12 protein-coding genes are annotated in these 17,614 nt (G+C 49.3%); 1 reads left to right on the top strand and 11 read right to left on the bottom strand.

The features are described from left to right. Nucleotides 1-11: 11 nt before the first annotated feature. Together E0E47_RS15505 and E0E47_RS15500 are read right to left on the bottom strand one after the other, a co-directional pair. Complete coding sequence (locus E0E47_RS15505) at nucleotides 12-659, bottom strand: hypothetical protein (protein WP_130894094.1); 648 nt, start codon at nucleotides 657-659, stop codon at nucleotides 12-14. Nucleotides 660-671: 12 nt separating this feature from the next. After that, entirely contained in the window at nucleotides 672-6,593 is a 5,922-nt protein-coding gene (locus E0E47_RS15500) for a hypothetical protein (RefSeq protein ID WP_130894093.1), read from the bottom strand. A gap of 758 nt (nucleotides 6,594-7,351) precedes the next feature. Here E0E47_RS15500 and E0E47_RS15495 point away from each other — a divergent pair. Next, entirely contained in the window at nucleotides 7,352-8,275 is a 924-nt protein-coding gene (locus E0E47_RS15495) for an Rpn family recombination-promoting nuclease/putative transposase (protein ID WP_130894092.1), read from the top strand. Between the two features lie 68 nt (nucleotides 8,276-8,343). Here the strand turns inward: E0E47_RS15495 and E0E47_RS15490 are convergent, their stop codons facing one another. The 9 genes from E0E47_RS15490 to mnmA all read right to left on the bottom strand — a co-directional run bounded on the left by E0E47_RS15490 (nucleotide 8,344) and on the right by mnmA (nucleotide 17,239). Then, a complete protein-coding gene (locus E0E47_RS15490) occupies nucleotides 8,344-8,721 on the bottom strand; it encodes a LytTR family DNA-binding domain-containing protein (RefSeq protein ID WP_130894091.1) in 378 nt (125 codons plus the stop codon). Between the two features lie 566 nt (nucleotides 8,722-9,287). Beyond that, the gene (locus E0E47_RS15485; RefSeq protein ID WP_008629923.1) at nucleotides 9,288-10,748 is read right to left on the bottom strand and encodes an MFS transporter; all 1,461 of its coding nucleotides are present in this window, start codon (nucleotides 10,746-10,748) and stop codon (nucleotides 9,288-9,290) included. Between the two features lie 14 nt (nucleotides 10,749-10,762). Further along, nucleotides 10,763-11,863 carry an Mrp/NBP35 family ATP-binding protein gene (locus tag E0E47_RS15480; protein ID WP_008629922.1) on the bottom strand — a complete coding sequence of 367 codons (1,101 nt, stop codon included), beginning with the start codon at nucleotides 11,861-11,863 and terminating at the stop codon, nucleotides 10,763-10,765. 25 nt (nucleotides 11,864-11,888) lie between these two features. Continuing rightward, nucleotides 11,889-12,668, bottom strand: a complete 780-nt coding sequence (gene trmB / locus E0E47_RS15475) for a tRNA (guanosine(46)-N7)-methyltransferase TrmB (protein WP_130894090.1) — start codon at nucleotides 12,666-12,668, stop codon at nucleotides 11,889-11,891. Between the two features lie 119 nt (nucleotides 12,669-12,787). Then, on the bottom strand, nucleotides 12,788-13,411 hold the full coding sequence (locus E0E47_RS15470) for a DUF975 family protein (protein ID WP_130894089.1): 624 nt from the start codon (nucleotides 13,409-13,411) through the stop codon (nucleotides 12,788-12,790). Between the two features lie 25 nt (nucleotides 13,412-13,436). Beyond that, the gene (locus E0E47_RS15465) at nucleotides 13,437-14,459 is read right to left on the bottom strand and encodes a branched-chain amino acid aminotransferase (RefSeq protein WP_008629918.1); all 1,023 of its coding nucleotides are present in this window, start codon (nucleotides 14,457-14,459) and stop codon (nucleotides 13,437-13,439) included. Between the two features lie 129 nt (nucleotides 14,460-14,588). After that, entirely contained in the window at nucleotides 14,589-14,795 is a 207-nt protein-coding gene (gene xseB / locus E0E47_RS15460; protein ID WP_008629917.1) for an exodeoxyribonuclease VII small subunit, read from the bottom strand. Between the two features lie 10 nt (nucleotides 14,796-14,805). Next, nucleotides 14,806-16,101 (bottom strand): exodeoxyribonuclease VII large subunit, encoded by a 1,296-nt coding sequence (gene xseA, locus E0E47_RS15455; RefSeq protein ID WP_130894088.1) that lies wholly within the window; start codon nucleotides 16,099-16,101, stop codon nucleotides 14,806-14,808. Nucleotide 16,102: 1 nt separating this feature from the next. Then, on the bottom strand, nucleotides 16,103-17,239 hold the full coding sequence (mnmA, locus tag E0E47_RS15450) for a tRNA 2-thiouridine(34) synthase MnmA (RefSeq protein ID WP_008629915.1): 1,137 nt from the start codon (nucleotides 17,237-17,239) through the stop codon (nucleotides 16,103-16,105). Nucleotides 17,240-17,614: the final 375 nt, after the last annotated feature.

Below are 17,614 nucleotides of genomic sequence, written 5' to 3'. Positions count from 1 at the left end.
ACTTTATTCACTTACTTCTTCAAAACTTTCTTCACTGAACCGTCAGCATTACGGATAATGTTGATACCTCTTGTGAACTTGTCCATGATCTGACCGCCCACAGAGTATATTTTCTCTTTCACGCTTGGGTTGGCCTGCACACCATTGATACCGGTTACGCCGCCTTCGCCACTGCCACCGATGCTGTAAAGTACGCCATCGGCATCTGCTGCAAGCACATTGCCTACGGTCATCTTAGAAGCAGCACGACCCGATACTTCCAAATAAACCAGGGCTTCGCCATTTGCGTTAAGCTCTTTATTCTGGAGCGAACTTACCACGATGCGGTGCGTCGTCCCATCGGCCAATGTATTGGAATACAACTGGTGGTCGTCTGCACTTCCACCCAAAGATTCTCCCAACAAAGTTACGCCTGCGGGAAGCGTCACGTCCATCTGACAAGCTACGTAGGGGTTCACGTTTTTCAGAAGGATGGCTACACGCTTCGTACCTCCGACTTCTTCCATGTTCATCTCTACGCTTTCTTCGGTCTGCGTCATCGCAGGCTCTGCCAAACGTACACGAGGTGCCACTTGACTGACCTCCATCGTGTTGTAACCCATAATCTTGTTCGTGAGCTTCGTCAGGTCAGCCACGTTGATCCGACCGTCGTCATTCACATCTGCGGCATACTACTTGATCGTACCGGCGATAGCCTCGGCTTTAGACGGGTCGAGCACATACATCATCAATTCCGTGTAGTCGAGTACATCGACAACGCCGTCACGCAATACATCACCCCGTATGAACGATTCGGTTTCTATCGTCTCACGTACGTTTGCCATCCGTTCTTCCTGCTTTGCAAGTGCGGCCTGAATTTGCGGAAGGGCTTCCTTTACGTAGTGAATCGATGTCGAAACAATATTATTACCATTGATGTCTATATCGACGTAACCGTCTTTAGCCTGTTCGTTATACTCTTCGATTATATTCAAATCCTTATTGACAAGATTCAAAGTATCTCTCAAGGCATCTTCAACTTCGACAATGAATGTATGATTGTTCACAGACTTAACAAGTTCACTCCTGTCACTTTGCGCCTTATCAATCACACCCGTATATTCTATGCCGGAAGCCTTACAGTCCAAAGAATCGATACGCCACAACACTTTGTCCATAATGAATTTAAGCGTATTTTCGGCATCCACTCCAGCCAACTCGATGTCAGCATAGTATTCATCCATAGCCTTACCGTATTTGCCGATATGGGCCGTAATGTCAGCTATACTTTCTGCATTAGCCTTCTCGTCTACCTTGTAATACTCAAAGCCTGTCAACTTGTCTACTACAGTGGTGAGCGAGTCATTCAAATGAGCCATATCAGCCTTGCGAGCCTCGTAAGCCTCATCGTTGAGCGTATAACGTTCCTGATCTTTTGCGATGTCGGACAACAACGTCTTCAAATCAGACAAGATAACATCCATCTTGTGATTCAACTTGTCTTGATAGAACAACATGTTCGCCTTGTTCTGCTCTATACCGTCTTTCACGGCTACCACATCACTTTCAAGTCCGGCCATATCGCCCTCGAATTTACCCTGTACATTGGCATGACATGCAGCAAGCGTCTCTCGTCCAACCTTCACATCTCCTTCCACTTCTCCTGCACGGTTCATAAGAACTGTGTAAGCATTCTCTGTGGCAGCAGCATCCGTGTAAGTTGCCAGTTTCGTACGCATGCCTGCAATCCAAGTCTCATAAGCCAAGAATAACGGCTGTTTGGCTTTAGTTTCTGCGTTGTCGATTGCACCGCCTTTAGCGGTATCCTTCGTAAAGGCAGCCATTTTTTCCTTGATAGCTGTAGACAAAGCGTTTACTTCTGCCTCAGCGTCAGCATCGCCTTTCACCTTATTCTGTGCGTCGGCACAAGCGGCCTGCAAGACATTGAACTCTGCCAATATTTGAACCGATTCTTTCATATTGGCCGATCGATAGACTCTTTCGGTAGAAGTCGTGATGTTCTTGCATTCATTCTCGGCAGTTGTCTTGTAAGTGTTATCCAACCCACCTTCGTAACGTTTGGTCTCCAAATCGCTCATCAGCCTGTCGATACGAGCTTGCAAAGCCTCCACACCGCAAGTGTCGGTCAGGATATAGGCATCGACATACTTCGCAGCCTCATCCAACGGAGCCTGCAAGGCTTCAACTTTCTCAATAAGAACGTTATATACGTCATTATTGGTCACATAAAGGTTATGTTCCTTCTTCCCGTCGACATAAGCCTTATACATTGGAACACCGAACTGTTCTAACTTCGCATGCAACTCTTCCATGACAGCACCATAAATATGGCCCGTGTTATCAGCATACGTCTTTTCAGCTTCTGTCAACGTAGGCCGGGTTGCCTTGATATCATCAACGAATTTCTTTCCATCGACTCCTTCAAGATAAGCACCATTTTCATACCATTCTTCCAATTCTGTCAAATGGCTGTTGTATTGGTTAAGGGTATCGGTAGACAATGTCTCCCATTCGTACACTGCTGCAGGTTCTTTTCCATCCGCAATCCAAGCTTCGAAATTAGCGAAATCAGAGACGATGCCGTCCACTTTCGTGATATTGAACTGACCCGGAACGAAATCTTTGATAGCTTCTGCTTTTTCGAGGACAGCCTTAACGTTAGCAAACGCCTCATCAGCCGTAACATAATCGGCATCAACCAATTCTTGACGGGCATCTTCATACAGTTTATTCGCAGTTTCATATTCTCCGTCAAAGAACGTATACGTAGCACTTTGCACAGCTGCATCCATTGTATACAATATCTGGTCAATCTTGCTTTCGTATGCCCGTACGTCGGCCTCATATTGTTTATCAGGGTCGAACAACATCTTGTCTGTATTTTGAGCCTCGCTAAAGGCTGCAAAAGCTTCATTCTCGATGTTGTTGATTTCTTGAAGGTAGTTTTGGATACTTGCATTCGCTGTTTCTACCGCACTCTTAACGACATTAAGCAGTTCCGGAGTCTGTACTTTGCTGACCTGCCCTATCACATCCACAGCCTCGATGTAGCAATTACGCATATCCTCGACGGCACTGTTAAAGCTATTGTAACGGGTCTGGTTATCAGTTTTCACAGCATCCACGTAACCCTGCTCACGACTTGCTCCGATCGTAACCACCTGCATTCTGATGGTTTGCAATACACCATGTATGGTTCCATATTGTTCATCGGATTTACCCTTCTCAAAAGCTGTGGCAATATCCTTCGCAACTTGTCCTTCAAGTTTGCTCTTCTCCGCCTCTAATTGTTCGATAAAGGCTTTGGCTGCCGTAGTCGGGTCACCTACAGTCAATATGGTATACAAACTATCCACGGAATTTTTCACAGTTGCGTATTCTGTATCCAGTGTGTTATCCACTTTGATATTTGTCTCAGCATCCTTAGATACCTGCTTTATCTTTTCACAAATATCAGTGTAGCCCTCTTTGAAGTTGTCTTCCCGCGTCTGGCAGCTTTCGTCACTATTGTCGTTGTAATGGCTCTTCCAAGCCGCATTCACGTTAGCCACCCAATTATCGAAATCTATCACATACATGCCTTTCGGGTTGGTATTCTCGCCCAACAGGCCATTTACGTAATGGTTTTCACTATTGCCCAATGCCAAATTTGACAGTTCGCCCAATTCCGCTACTATCAAGTTGTGGATATCCGTCTTCTTGGTTTCTACGGCCAATCTTTCGTAAGCCGCCAAGTTCTTCCTGGCCACTTCCAATTCGGTCAATGTCGCTTTCACCTTGCCGTCAATAACCTTCATCGCCTCGTGAATAGCGGCACTGTCATTGTGTAATGTATCGCCCTTATACGCGTTCACCATCGCCGTCTCCTGCTTACCAAGCTCCGTGGTATAACTTCCCTTCAGGTCATCAAAATGCTTTTTCGACACATCCTTGTCATCAATAGGAGTCCAATTCGCATCAATCTTACCGATATTTCCCGCAATACCATCAGCAACCTTCGTCAGACTTGCCTGTACGGAGTTGTTCTTGGCGTGGATTTCCTTCGCCTCACCGACCTCATCAATGAAGGCACTGACATCCTCAAGAAGTTTCGCCATCTCAGCACTGGCATCAGACAAGGCTGCCAAAGTTTCAGCCTGCTTATCCTCGCTTGTGTAGTCCAAATCAGTTACCGTTTTTTCTATTTTATCTACAGAGTTGTACAATACCGTCTGCTTTTCAAGCAAGTTCTTTGCAAAAGACCCGTAAATCTCCGTAGTCACCGAAAGTCCATCCAGATCATCATTTACAGATTTGATATCCGCAGTGATTTGATTCTTCAAACGGTTGATGGTAATTACGACTACTTGCTGGTCATACCATTCTTTGTGCTTATCGAAAGTTCCCACCAAGGTTTTCACCTCGCCCGTGATACCTGTAGTTTCATTTCCCTTGGCATTGGTTGCCTCCGTCAAAACATTGTTCATGCCGTTAGCATGCGTATCCCCATCGGCATCCTTGGCAACCGTTGCGGCTTTCAAAGCTGTCTGAAGGTCGGACAATGTCTTGTTCATTTCGTCTAACTTGCCGCCATAAGTTGGCAAATCATCGATATTTTCGTCCGGTGTTTCCGTTCCGGTATAGACCGGTACATAACGTCCGTCGCCATTCCCGACCTTGTCCGAAAGCTTTTTGATTTCTGCTTGAATATCAGAGATAGTCTTTGCAGCGTTGTCATAAACCTTCACGACGGCCTTGGCAGTATTCACATAACCCTCGATTTTGCCCTTAAGAGATTCTATTTCAGTTTTCTTCGTATCTTTGTTATCGGCACAAGTCCCTTCATCAAAGCTTTTCTTTATATACGAAGAGAATGCATCTATCTCCTCTTGCAACTTCTTCTCATCGGTATCTTTATAGATGTCGCCCACCGACACGTCGCCATACTTCAGGGCATGCACTTCTGTCTTGGCCTTATCGAACGCAGCCGTTTGAACATCCAACGCAGCGGTCAATTCCACTTTAGCCTGATAGTTCGGCAAAGATTGGTATTCTTTTTCAATGATGGTATTCAGGCTCTTTGTCACCGGTTCCTTAGCCGTCTCGTATGCACCACCTTTTTGGGTATAAGCATCCAACGTATACTTCTTGTATTGATTTACGACCTCGGTTTCGATTGCCTTAAGATCGGCTTCGGCTTTTTCCAACTCGGACTTATACTTTTCGGAAACCACCGCGTCTTTTTTCAATTCCGCAAGCAATGCCCATGGACTCTTGCCGTCTGTCCTTTCAGCAATCAAAGCCTTGTATATATTGTCATTGTTTTGGATACTGTCCGTATAGAATTTATGCACCTCGTCTGTTTTCTTGTACAAACTGTCCAAAGCGTGCGTGTTAGCCTCATATCCCTCTTCTGCGGTCTGATGGTTCTCATTCGTTCCGTTTTTCCTCTCCACAGCTACAATGCCCAGGTTCACTTCGTTAAATGCATTGTGAGCCTCAGTACGCATCGTCTCATACAAGCCCGGGAAATCCTGAGGGTCTACCGCTACTTTCATGAAGGCCTGCAACTGTTCGTTATAATGAGCCTTAGTAAAGTTGATTTTCCCCAACACTTCGTCATAAGCCGTATGGTTCTTATCGACATTCACCAACTTATCGGTGAATTTTTTTATAGCTTCCGATGCCTTTTTGGCAAATTCACTGTTGAATGTTAGCGTACATTCAGTAGCAGCAGTACCATTATCATAATAACCTTCAATTTTAAGAAGGAAAGCATCGATTGTTTCCTTTGCAGCATTATATTCGCTCTGGGACAACACCTTGGCATAGTCCTGAGCACTTTGCTTGCTGTTTACTCCGTCTGCATCACTCAAATTGCCAATATTTGTATCCCAAGCGCTTTTCAGAGCTGTTTTTTGTTCTTCACCGACAGCCTTCGAAGCCGTATAAGCTCTCCAGTTGGCCAAATGCGCCTCGATATCCGTATCAAGTGCCTTGACCTCTGACATGAGTGTACTTCCTTCCACGCCATTGAGGTAAAACTTATACTCACCATACACCGTATAAGCAGCGAAATCACCGGCAGCATCATCTTTCACCCGATTGATTTTTACCGTCAGGTCACTATACCGCTTATTAAATTCGGCATATTTATCCGCATCATCCTCTTGGCTCACTTTTGCAATAGCCTTCGAAGCAGCATTAAGCAATGTCCGTTGTGCTCTAGCAAAATCGAATACCAGTTCCAACTTGAAACCGCCAACCCGGAATTCCTTTCCCGTCTCGACAGCCTCAATGGCAAGAGTAACCTCGGATGCCGCAGTACCTTCCACTTTGAACTCGCCGTTTGTCAACGCCTTGCCGTTCACCAAGAACTTAGCATTCATCGAGGTAGTAGCCGACAACTTGTATGTACCAGGTAAAAGGGAACCCAAAGACTGAGAAATCGTGGTACCATTTGGAGATGTCAACACACCGTTCACCAACGATGGTTTTTCCGCTCCCACCCATTGATCCACTTCTGTCTTAATCTGATCCAAATTTGCATTGGCATAGGCTGCCATAGAAGCAGATGTCATTGCAAGAACAGAAACCAGTGTCTTCTTTTTCATACTTTTAATGTTTTAAATTCTATACTTATCTTTTAAAGTCTCTTTATTCTTCAAGATGCCCCACCTATCTCTATATATAGTATAGGCACCCGCCTAATTTTGCATCGGTAAAATTACCTACAATTCAAAAATAACATGCAAACCTAAAAGGTGTTATTCGTGAACCATGCCATTCTTTTCGTGAAAACGCATTACACCTATGCCCCCAACTTCAAAAAAAGAGACCCACCACCCCAAAAGGCAAAAGTGCGCACCCTACTACGGCACGGGCATCCTACCCCGACCTTTTTAAGGGAAGGCATATATCCAACCAAAGATTTTTGTGAAAAGACCCTTCATCCTTCAGGTTGCATGGTAATCCACTCATAATTTTGACGTTATAAGCTGAAAGATGTTTCAGGCATCTTTCAGCCACACTTCATTCCGTTTGACTGCAATCGGGAAACCAATCGGCTGAGATTGAAAAATCAATTGGCTGAAAACGAAAAATCAATTGGCGCAGACCTTCTGACGGCATTCAACCATGAAAAGCAACTGAAAGACAGGCATCCTATCCTTCACACTGTAACATACTATATGACAACACATTGCCTCTCATCCTGAAAGATGAAAAATGATTTTTGAACCTTCTTAGAAAGGAAGCATGCGGACAAGAGCCACCAAATTTCAGTCCTCCCTATTTTTTCCTCCTTATCACTTTGTTTTTATCCGATAATTCCTTTTCTTTGCATAGACATAACATCTAACAGACAAATCCTATGGGCGAATTAAAAGACAGATACATACGTTTCGACTGGGCCATCAAGCGGATGCTACGCGACAAAGCCAACTTCGCCGTGTTGGAAGGGTTGCTCACCGTGCTCTTCGAGGACAAGACGCAAATCGTGGAAATACTGGAAAGTGAGGGCAACCAGTTGGCCGAAACAGACAAGTTCAACCGCGTGGACATCAAGGCCAAAAACAGCAAGGGAGAAATCATACTCGTGGAGGTGCAGAACACGCGGGAAGTTTATTATCTGGAACGCATTCTCTACGGCGTGGCCAAGACCATCACCGAACACATTTCATTAGGCGAGAGCTATGGAAACATCAAGAAGGTTTACTCCATCAGCATCGTCTATTTCGATTTGGGAAAGGGTAACGATTACCTCTACCATGGGCAAAACCGTTTCATCGGCGTACATACCGATGACGAGCTGCAAATCACGACCAAGCAAGAAGATGCCCTCTTACCCAAATACCCGAGAGAAATCTTCCCGGAATACTACATCATCCGCGTGAACGAGTTCAACAAAGTAGCAAAAACACCGTTGGAGGAATGGGTAAACTACCTGAAGACAGGCGAGATAGAACCTGAAACGAAAGCACCTGGATTGAGCGAAGCACGGGAAAAACTGAAATACTACAGCATGACGCCCGGTGAACGCCATGCCTACGACGAGCATCTCAATGCCATCATGATACAAAACGACGTGCTAAGTACCGCCAAAATGGAAGGCTTGGCCGAAGGAAGAGCCGAAGGAAGAGCCGAAGGAAGGGCTGAGGGATTGGAAGAAGGATGGGCGAAAGGAAAAGCCGAGGGCCTCTTATCCACCGCACGCAAGCTCAAATCCATGGGCATGCCGCCTGAAGACATATCACTGGCCACAGGACTTACGATAGAAGAAATCCAAGAATTATGAGTTCCCGGCATCGTCCCAATAGGGGTGATCGCACAAATGCATGCCACATGCCGGGATAGCGCACGCATTCAACGTTGCGTCACCATGGTATCCAACTTTCCACTGATGTTCTCCATAAGCATGCGAAGCACCGGTTTGGGAAGGTGCAAGGTATAGTTGGTACCATGATCGTCCACTAATACCGCCACCTGTTTCACCGCGTTGACATGAAAGACCCGCCGGGTGTTGACGATATATTTACGCCCCAAGCGCAGGAACGCGTCACCGGCCTTCCCCTTGTCCGAGAGAGCGGCTTCCACTTTGGCAAGGCCGAAAGGAATCATGAAATGTGTCCCCGAAGAGTAATAGACATGAGTGTAATGGTCGTCGGCCTCAAAATACAACATCCTGTCGAGATCCACGACATAGAGTTCACCATACACACTGAAGCATAGTTTGTTTTCCATCTGCGCAACCTCGCCGCACTGTCATCCTGCGGCTTCGTGCCCGTGTCTTCCTCTCAGGCACCGGTTAATTTTTTAAACGACATAATTCCGGGCACATACGAAAAAGCGTGGAAAACCCGCCCGTTGCTGTTCCACGCATTGAGGCTCTCGCATTGCCCATATCAGTAGAACAACAACGCACAGTCCCACGCCGATATGAACAACACCCACCTTTATGGCATCGTATGTGGTGTGCCACTAAAACGTGGCACACGCACCAACGGCAATAAAGGTATGCGCTCCTGTACACACCCCATGGGCATCTGCCGCTGCCATGTCCTGACTGATATTACGAATTTGCGAGATTCCAACGCGTCAAGAACAAAGCGTCTAAGCAAACGCCTTCTCAATATATGCACACCCCCACCGCTGTTTTACGGCTAAATTGCCTTACAACTTTTTTCCGTGTCTCCACATGAAAAACCCCTCTCGGCGTGGAATGTAAATGCAAAGATAGGAATAAATATAATAAAACCCGAAACATCCGGAAACAAACCGATGTTTCAGGACCTAAAAAACAAAATCGTTCAAAAACGACGTGCCCGTAAACGCGAACAGGACACAAGGCTTCCGCAAAGCGTGAAACCGCCAGCCAACAACATGGCAGCATGGGGCGCACGGTCCCCGTTGATATAAAAGAGCAAGGCTACCAAGGCTGCCCCCATGGTCTGCCCCACCAAACGTGCCGTGGCTTGCATCCCGCTTGCCCCACCGGTCCGATATGACGGTGCGGAACTCAGCAACAGGTGGTTGTTGGGAGATTGGAACAGTCCAAAACCGAAACCGCAGAGCATCAAACGTGCCACCAACCCGCCATAACCCGCCGACGGCGACACATCTGCCAACAAGAAGCAGCCGACACTCATCACCAGTAACCCGAAACCTCCCAACAGCCCCGGATGGATTTTCGTGGCCAACGTGCCGGCCAAAGGACCGGCCACCACAATCACCAAAGGCCATGCGGTCATCAGCAGCCCCGTCTCTGCCGCGCTCATCCCGAACGTGAGATGGAACATAAAAGGCAAGGCCACCATGCCTAACATTTGCGAAGTGAAAGAAAGGATACTGGTCAGCACGGACAAAGAAAACACGGGTATGCGAAGCAAATCGAAAGGCAGCATCGGATAGGGTTGGCGCAACTGACGACGCACGAAAACGGCCCCTATCCCGACCAAAAGGACAACTCCGACCACAATCCAACGAAAGGAGAGCCCGTGGGAAAAGGCTTCCACACAACCGATGAACAGACCGAACGTAAGAGCGTTCAGCACTGCCGAAGGGAAATCGAACCGTCGCCCCTCGACGCAAGTCGGATTCCCCGGCAAGTATCTACGGGCCAAAAAGAATGTCAGTACGCCGAACGGCAAATTCACGGCAAACAGCCATGGCCAGGAAGACACGGACAAAATAGCACCGGACAATGTAGGTCCGGCCACGGAAGCCAAAGCCACGACCGTGGCATTCAGCCCGAAACCTTTGGCCAGATGGCGTTTCGGATAAATCAGACGCACCAAAGAGCCGTTCACACTCATCACCATGGCCGCCCCCACGCCTTGCAACATGCGTGAAAGAACCAACAGGGCAAACGAACCGGACAAGGCACAACACAACGAACCGACGGTAAAGAAGACCATTCCCCACAGATAGGTACGTTTGAACCCGAACAGCTCGCCCAACGCGGAACAAGGCAACAGGGTCATGACGACCACCAGTTGGAAAGCATTGACTATCCAGATGGAATCGGAGGAAGAGATTTGCAACTGACGCGCAATCGTGGGCAAGGCCACGTTGCATATCGTGCCATCGATGACCGAAAGGAACAACCCCGAAAAAATAGCCACCATGGCATAATAGATTTGCGGACGGTGAAGCCCGTCCCAATCCATATTCCCCACCACGTGCACCGTGGAAGTTTTCCGCTCGTTTTGTACCATCGCTCTTTTCAAGTTAAAAAAGCCGTCCTGCCCACGGCAAAACGGCTTATACATTATAATATATACAATTACTTCTTTACCTCTACGATATGCGTCGGTGCCTGTTCCGCATTCCTCCGGTCGGTCTCTTCCACCACACGGCGGGCAAAGGCCATGAACGCTTGTCCCGTCTGGCTCCCGTCGTTCAATACTTCGGGCGTACCGTTGTCACCATTCTCGCAAATGCTCTGCACGATGGGAATCTGTCCCAACAAAGGCACGTGCATCTCTTCGGCAAGGCGTTTCACCCCTTCTTTCCCGAACAGGTAGTATCTGTTTTGCGGCAACTCGGCCGGAGTGAACCATGCCATGTTTTCCACCAACCCGAGGATGGGGACATTCACTTTCTCGTTCTGGTACATGTTGATGCCTTTGCGCGCATCGGCCAACGCCACTTTCTGCGGCGTGCTGACAATGACAGCACCGGTAATAGGTAAGGTCTGCACCAACGTGAGATGGATATCGCTCGTACCCGGAGGCGTGTCGAGGATGAAGTAATCCAAGTCGCCCCAGTTTGCATCGCCTATCAACTGCTTCAACGCATTGCAGGCCATCGCCCCACGCCACAAAGTGGCCTGGTCGGGATTGACAAAGAATCCGATGGAAAGCATCTTGATGCCGTAACTCTCCACCGGCACAATCAAATCACGCCCATTCACCGGTTCGGCATAAGGATGCGCATCTTCCACATGGAACATCTTGGGCATGCTCGGCCCGAAGATGTCTGTATCAAGCAGTCCAACCTTATAACCCATCTTGGCCAAAGCCACAGCCAAGTTGGCCGCTACCGTAGATTTCCCCACACCGCCTTTGCCGGACGACACGGCGATAATGTTCTTCACGCCGGGCAACAGTTGCCCCACCTCCGGGCGGGGAGCCTGCAAGGTTTTGGTGTGTATCTCCACCTCCACCTCCTTGCCCACGTAGGCATGGATGGCAGCCTCGGAAGCTTTCACGAGCGACTTGAGGAAAGGATTCGTCGGCTTGTCGAAAATCAACGAAAAACTGACATGCAGCCCGCTGATACGCAGATCGTCTTCCACCATCCCGGCCTCTACGATGTTCTTTCCCGTACCGGGATAACGCACGGTAGCCAGTGCGTCCATAATCAATTTGGGATATATTTCCATAAGTTCGGTATTTTAATTCGTTCTTTCATTTAGCCGTCGACAATCCGCTGCGCTTGCTGCGGTTGTAACTCCGGTATTCATCCAATTCTATCTCCACTTCCGGCTCCGACAGTTCTCCGGCTTGCGGCAAGAGGAAACGCATGTATTTGATATCCAGTCCGCGGTCGAGCCATTGCTGCTCGTAATACGTCCGGATGTTCAGGATACGGGCTTCTTCGGTATCCGGATGCTCGGCCAACGTACTGTGATACAAGTCGCGGGTGGAAAATTCCAAGGGCAAACCGTTCTTTTCCACCATATATTCCGTATAAGTGAAAAGGAAATTGGAATCGGTTTTCAAGTGAATCCGTCCACGGTCTTGCAGGAAACGGCGGTAACGCGCCATGAAGTAAGTAGACGTGAGACGTTTGGTCACTTTCTTCATCTGCGGGTCGCTGAACGTCAGCCAAATCTCGGCCACTTCGCCTTCGGCAAAGAAACGGTCGGTAACCTCTATGTTCGTACGCAGGAACGCCACGTTGGGCAAGCCTTCGCGCAACGCCTCCGTGGCTCCCGTCCACATACGGGCGCCCTTGATGTCCACCCCGATAAAGTTTTTGTCGGGATACAAACGGGCCAACCCCACGGTATATTCACCCCGCCCGCACCCGAGTTCCAACACGATAGGATGGTCGTTCCGGAAAAAATCTTCATGCCAACGCCCTTTCATATCGAAAGGCACTTCATCCACGACCGAATAAGGGTATTCAAACACATGAGGATAACTGGCCATGTCGGCAAACTTTGCTAATTTCCCTTTTCCCATTCTATTTTTATATCAATCTGTTTATCTATCACAAAGGTAGGCAATATCAGAAAAATAAAAAAGCCGCCGACAAACTTTTCCTCTTGTCGGCAGCTCAAAATCATGAATTCGAGAACTCTTTATTCCCCTTGCGCCTGAGCCGCTTCGTACTCGGCTTTCACATCCTCATAGAAGTGCGCCGAAGCTGATTGCATGTAAGGAACCAACCACAAGAGGCCGATGCCCAACGTCAAGATGCAAAGTAACCCCCAACCAATGAAGGTCAAGTACAAATAAAACAGGTCGAACTTATGCCCCTCCATCATCTTCATGCTTTTTTCAATGGCACCATTAAATTTCAATTCGGGATTATCCCGCAAGACAAAAACCGTCATGGCATAAGAAAAAGACTTGATGATGCCCGGCACGATAAGCAACAAGGTCCAAAGAAACGTATAGATACCGGTGAGTATCATCGTCCCGGCCACACGGGTGTAATCGCGAAAACCCTCGAATAACTGCCCGACCTTATACTCGTCTCCACTACGCAAATTGTCGAGGAACAGCACAGATATGCTCCAACCAAGAGGTATCAGCACCAACTGTATAATGGAACCTACTCCATCATAAACTTTTAAGTCGATACTAGCCGGTAACACTCCCATAACCGCCAGATAAACCAACGTAACCATAACCGCGCCGCCCCATTTTCCAGAAAGCGACGCCCGGGCTGCAGCCCGCATTTCACTTGCACTTCTAATCATAATAATAGATTTTTTAATGAATAAATCAGTCCATCACCACCGTAGTCCATCCGTGCACATCGGGTTCGATGCCGTACTGGATATTACGCAGGTGGTGATATAACTGTGTACAAACCGGTCCCGGCTTGCCGTCTTTGCTGATAATATAGCTCTTCTTGTTCTCCAAATCGTCGATACGCTCGATGGGACTGATAACCGCAGCCGTACCGCATGCCCCGGCCTCTTCGAAAGTGGCCAGTTCTTCTTCCGGAATCTGGCGGCGTTCCACCGTCATGCCCATGTCTTCAGCCAACTGCATCAGGCTCTTGTTGGTGATGGAAGGCAAGATGGACGTGGACTTCGGTGTGACATACGTATTGTTCTTGATGCCGAAGAAATTGGCAGCCCCGCATTCGTCGATATATTTCTTTTCTTTCGCATCGAGGTAAAACTCGCAGGAGTACCCCAAATCGTGTGCCATCTTGTTCGCTTTCAAGCTCGCCGCATAGTTCCCACCTACTTTATAAATACCCGTTCCCAACGGTGCGGAACGGTCGAACTCGCGGATAATCACGTATGGATTGGTGGCGAAGCCTCCCTTGAAGTATGGTCCTACCGGCGTGACGAAAATCACGAAGAGGTATTCGTTAGCCGGATGCACGCCCACTTGGGCACCCGTGCCGATAAGCAGCGGACGGATGTACAACGTGGCACCGCTCTCGTATGGCGGAATGAAACGCTCGTTGAGCCGCACCACCTTCTTGACCATTTCCTCGAAACGTTCCGTAGTCAGTTCGGGCATCAGTATGCCACGGCACGTGCTCTGCAAACGCTTGGCATTCTCATCCATGCGGAACACGCGCACCTTGCCATCCGGACAACGGTAAGCTTTCAGCCCCTCGAAAGCTTCCTGCCCGTAGTGCAGGCAAGTAGCCGCCATGTGGATATTGAGGGTCTCCTCCGAACAAACTTCAATCTCTCCCCACTTCCCGTCGCGATAATAGCAACGTACGTTATAGTCTGTCTTCATATAGCCGAAAGACAGGTTCGCCCAATCGATTTCTTTCATCTTTTCCGTTTTTTAAATTTCATTCTGAAAGACAAAATTACAGAATTTTATTATTTTAAAGGCATTTTCCGCAAAGAATTTATCATTTAACAAGAAAAACGCCATACACCGGACGAAACCGGAACCGCCTCAGGCTTCTTTCTCGCCCGTTTCCAGTATTTTTTTGATTTCTTCGTCCGTCACGTAAAGCTTCTCGCGGCAGAACGCTACCAAGCGTTGAGCTTCCTTCAATTCCCCGGCCAACTGGTCGATGCCGGTCTCGTTTGACTCAATCCGGCGCACCAATTCTTCCAGACGCGCCATAGCCTCCTCGTATGACAAGTTTTCTTTCTTCATATACCTTATATTATTGTACGACCGAGCGTATCTCGCCTTCCGCCAAACGGGTCGTGATTTCTTCTCCTCCTTTCAGTTCCGAAGCCTTCCGCACCAACTTTCCACCGCAAAACGTCATGCTGTAGCCCCTCTTGAGCAACAGGACGGGGTCGGCCGCCTCGCATTTCTGCTGCAGGAGCTGCAAGCGGAACCGCTCACGCTCCATGCGCACGGGGATGCCGCGCCCCAACCGCCCGGCATACAGGTCGAGGCGATGGTGTTCGTCGGAAAGGCGTTGCCGGCCGGCATGGAACAGACATGCGGCCATCTGCTCCAACCTGCGCTCCCCACGGGTACGCACCTGCAGGGCTGCCGCCGACAACCGGGCGGACAAACGCTCCACGCGCAAACGCTCACCTTCCATGCGCCCCTTGGCCTGCTGTTGGATTTCGCGTGCCACAGCCTCCAGACGCGAGGCCGCCTCCAACTGGTGATGGATGAGGAACGCGGCGGCAGCCGTGGGAGTCTTTACCCGCGTGTGCGCCACGAGGTCTATCACCGTGTCGTCGCGCTCATGCCCGATGCCGGTTATCACCGGCAAAGGGAACTGTGCACAAGCCGCTGCCAACAAATAGGTGTCGAAGCCGGACAAGTCACTGGTCGCCCCTCCACCACGGATAATCACCACGGCATCCCACTCGTCTTGCCGAGCCATGACGGCATCCAATGCCGCCAACACCGATGATTCCACATGTTCGCCCTGCATCACGGCAGGGAAAAGCCGGACGGTGAAACGCAGGCGATAGTCATTGCGGAGCAACTGGTTGCAGAAATCACCGTAACCGGCGGCTGTGGCCGACGAAATGACGGCTATACGGTTGGCCAACATCGGCAAAGGCAGTTCCTTATTGTCGTTCAGGATGCCGTCTGCCTCCAAGCGTGCCAGAATCTCCCGGCGTAGACGCGCCATGTCACCCAACGTATAGGCCGGATCGATGTCTGCCACGGTCAACGAATAACCATAAAGTTCATGAAAGGTGACCCCGACCTTGACCAAAACCTTCAGTCCCGGCGATAAAGCCCGCCCTGTCTCCCGCTCGAACATGGGTTTCAGCAGACGGTACGTCCCGGCCCAAACCACACCGCGAGCTTTGGCCACCAAGTCACGGCCGTTCACGGACTTCTGCACGAACTCCAGATAACAATGGCCGTTGTAAGCCTCGCGTACCTCGCTCAGTTCGGCCTGCAACCAATATTCGGCCTGCAACGTACGTTCCAACGTGCCGCGCACCAACCCATTCAGTTCATATAGTGTCAATGCCTCCATCTCAGTCTTCCAAATAAGCTTGCAGCCCCCGTTGCGAACCGATGTAGGCACCGCCCACCATCTTGTCGCCGACGTAGAACACGGCAGACTGGCCGGGTGTCACAGCCGAAGCCTTCTCCTTGAAACGCACCAGTCCCAATTCCTCGCTGCCTCCTTCTTCCGGAAAGAGGTTCTTCACCCGTCGCACGGTGCACGGTATCGGGCGGCTTCGGTAACGGATGCGCACCGACAAGCTGCCGTCGTCCCAAGTCCCGTCCTCCGGCATGCGCATGCCGGACACCAACATGTGGCTCGCGTCCAAATCGTCCGCATCACCCAGCATCACCGTGTTCTTCCGGGCATTCAACCTCAACACGTAGGCCGGCTTGCCCAAGGCAATGCCCAACCCCTTACGTTGCCCCACCGTGAAATACGGGAAACCGCAATGCGTACCGATGACGCGCCCCTGTACGTCGACAAACTTGCCTTCGCCCACGCACCGGTCCAAGTCCGGCACCTGCTCACGCAGGAAATCCCGATAGTCCTTGTCTATGAAACAAATTTCCATCGATTCTCCGCTGCGGGCTTTCATCTCAAATCCCTTCCGTGCCAGATAGCCCCGCACGTCTTCCTTTCTCATCGCGCCCAATGGGAAAATACAGCGCGACAGCACGTCTTGCCCCAACCGCCAAAGGAAATAGGACTGGTCTTTTTTCCCGTCCACACCGCAATATAATGCGTAGTGCCCGTCCTCTTCTTTCACTCTCACATAATGCCCCGTGGCAATATAATCGCAACCCAACTTGTCCGCCCACTCCACCAACACGCGGAACTTGAACGCGGGATTGCACATCACACAGGGATTCGGCGTACGCCCGGCAAGATATTCATCCACGAAATCACGGACTACGATATCTTTAAAGGCCGTCCGCTCGTCAGCCACATAATGGACGATGCCCAAACGAGCGGCCAAGGCCCGGGCATCTTGTATGAAATCGGGATATTCTTGCCCCGCATCGGTAAACTGGCGCGCCAAGTCCCACACGCGCATCGTCACGCCCACCACCTCGTAACCTTCGTCCTGCAACATCAGGCACACCGCCGAACTGTCGATGCCTCCCGACATGCCGACCAATACCTTCTTTCTTTCATGTTCCATATCCGTTAGCGTGAAAGTCCTTTTACACAAAAGTACGAAGAAAAAAATAAAGTAAGGGGAAAACCAAGAATTATTTCTGCGTCTTCCGACACGTCTATAAATATTTCTTACGCCTCCGGAGGAAGCCGAATCATTCTGCGGAGAACGGAAAATCAATCTCAGCCAAACGAAAAATCAATCTCCTGAGATTGATTTTCAAATCTACTGAGATTAAAATTCGATTCTGCGTCAAAATTTATTATACTGTATAACAACTACTTACTAAAACATCTATTCGGGATTCCATACCGACATGGTGTCAAGATTGTTCTATTTCAAAGAAAAGGCCGCTTTCCCTTGGAGGAAAACGGCCTTTAGTATCGTCTGACGGCTCGT

Origin of the sequence: Paraprevotella xylaniphila YIT 11841 (assembly GCF_900683745.1) — a bacterium.
Classification (GTDB): Bacteria; Bacteroidota; Bacteroidia; order Bacteroidales; family Bacteroidaceae; genus Paraprevotella; species Paraprevotella xylaniphila.
Note: the sequence above shows the minus strand (reverse complement) of the source record. Positions and strands in the feature narration are given on the sequence as shown.

Excerpts from the sequence above, each read along its gene's own strand:
- E0E47_RS15500 (WP_130894093.1), bottom strand. The coding sequence starts at position 6,593 with ATGAAAAAGAAGACACTGGTTTCTGTTCTTGCAATGACATCTGCTTCT.
- E0E47_RS15495 (WP_130894092.1), top strand. The coding sequence starts at position 7,352 with ATGGGCGAATTAAAAGACAGATACATACGTTTCGACTGGGCCATCAAG.
- E0E47_RS15490 (WP_130894091.1), bottom strand. The coding sequence starts at position 8,721 with ATGGAAAACAAACTATGCTTCAGTGTGTATGGTGAACTCTATGTCGTG.
- E0E47_RS15485 (WP_008629923.1), bottom strand. The coding sequence starts at position 10,748 with ATGTATAAGCCGTTTTGCCGTGGGCAGGACGGCTTTTTTAACTTGAAA.
- E0E47_RS15480 (WP_008629922.1), bottom strand. The coding sequence starts at position 11,863 with ATGGAAATATATCCCAAATTGATTATGGACGCACTGGCTACCGTGCGT.
- trmB (WP_130894090.1), bottom strand. The coding sequence starts at position 12,668 with ATGGGAAAAGGGAAATTAGCAAAGTTTGCCGACATGGCCAGTTATCCT.
- E0E47_RS15470 (WP_130894089.1), bottom strand. The coding sequence starts at position 13,411 with ATGATTAGAAGTGCAAGTGAAATGCGGGCTGCAGCCCGGGCGTCGCTT.
- E0E47_RS15465 (WP_008629918.1), bottom strand. The coding sequence starts at position 14,459 with ATGAAAGAAATCGATTGGGCGAACCTGTCTTTCGGCTATATGAAGACA.
- xseB (WP_008629917.1), bottom strand. The coding sequence starts at position 14,795 with ATGAAGAAAGAAAACTTGTCATACGAGGAGGCTATGGCGCGTCTGGAA.
- xseA (WP_130894088.1), bottom strand. The coding sequence starts at position 16,101 with ATGGAGGCATTGACACTATATGAACTGAATGGGTTGGTGCGCGGCACG.
- mnmA (WP_008629915.1), bottom strand. The coding sequence starts at position 17,239 with ATGGAACATGAAAGAAAGAAGGTATTGGTCGGCATGTCGGGAGGCATC.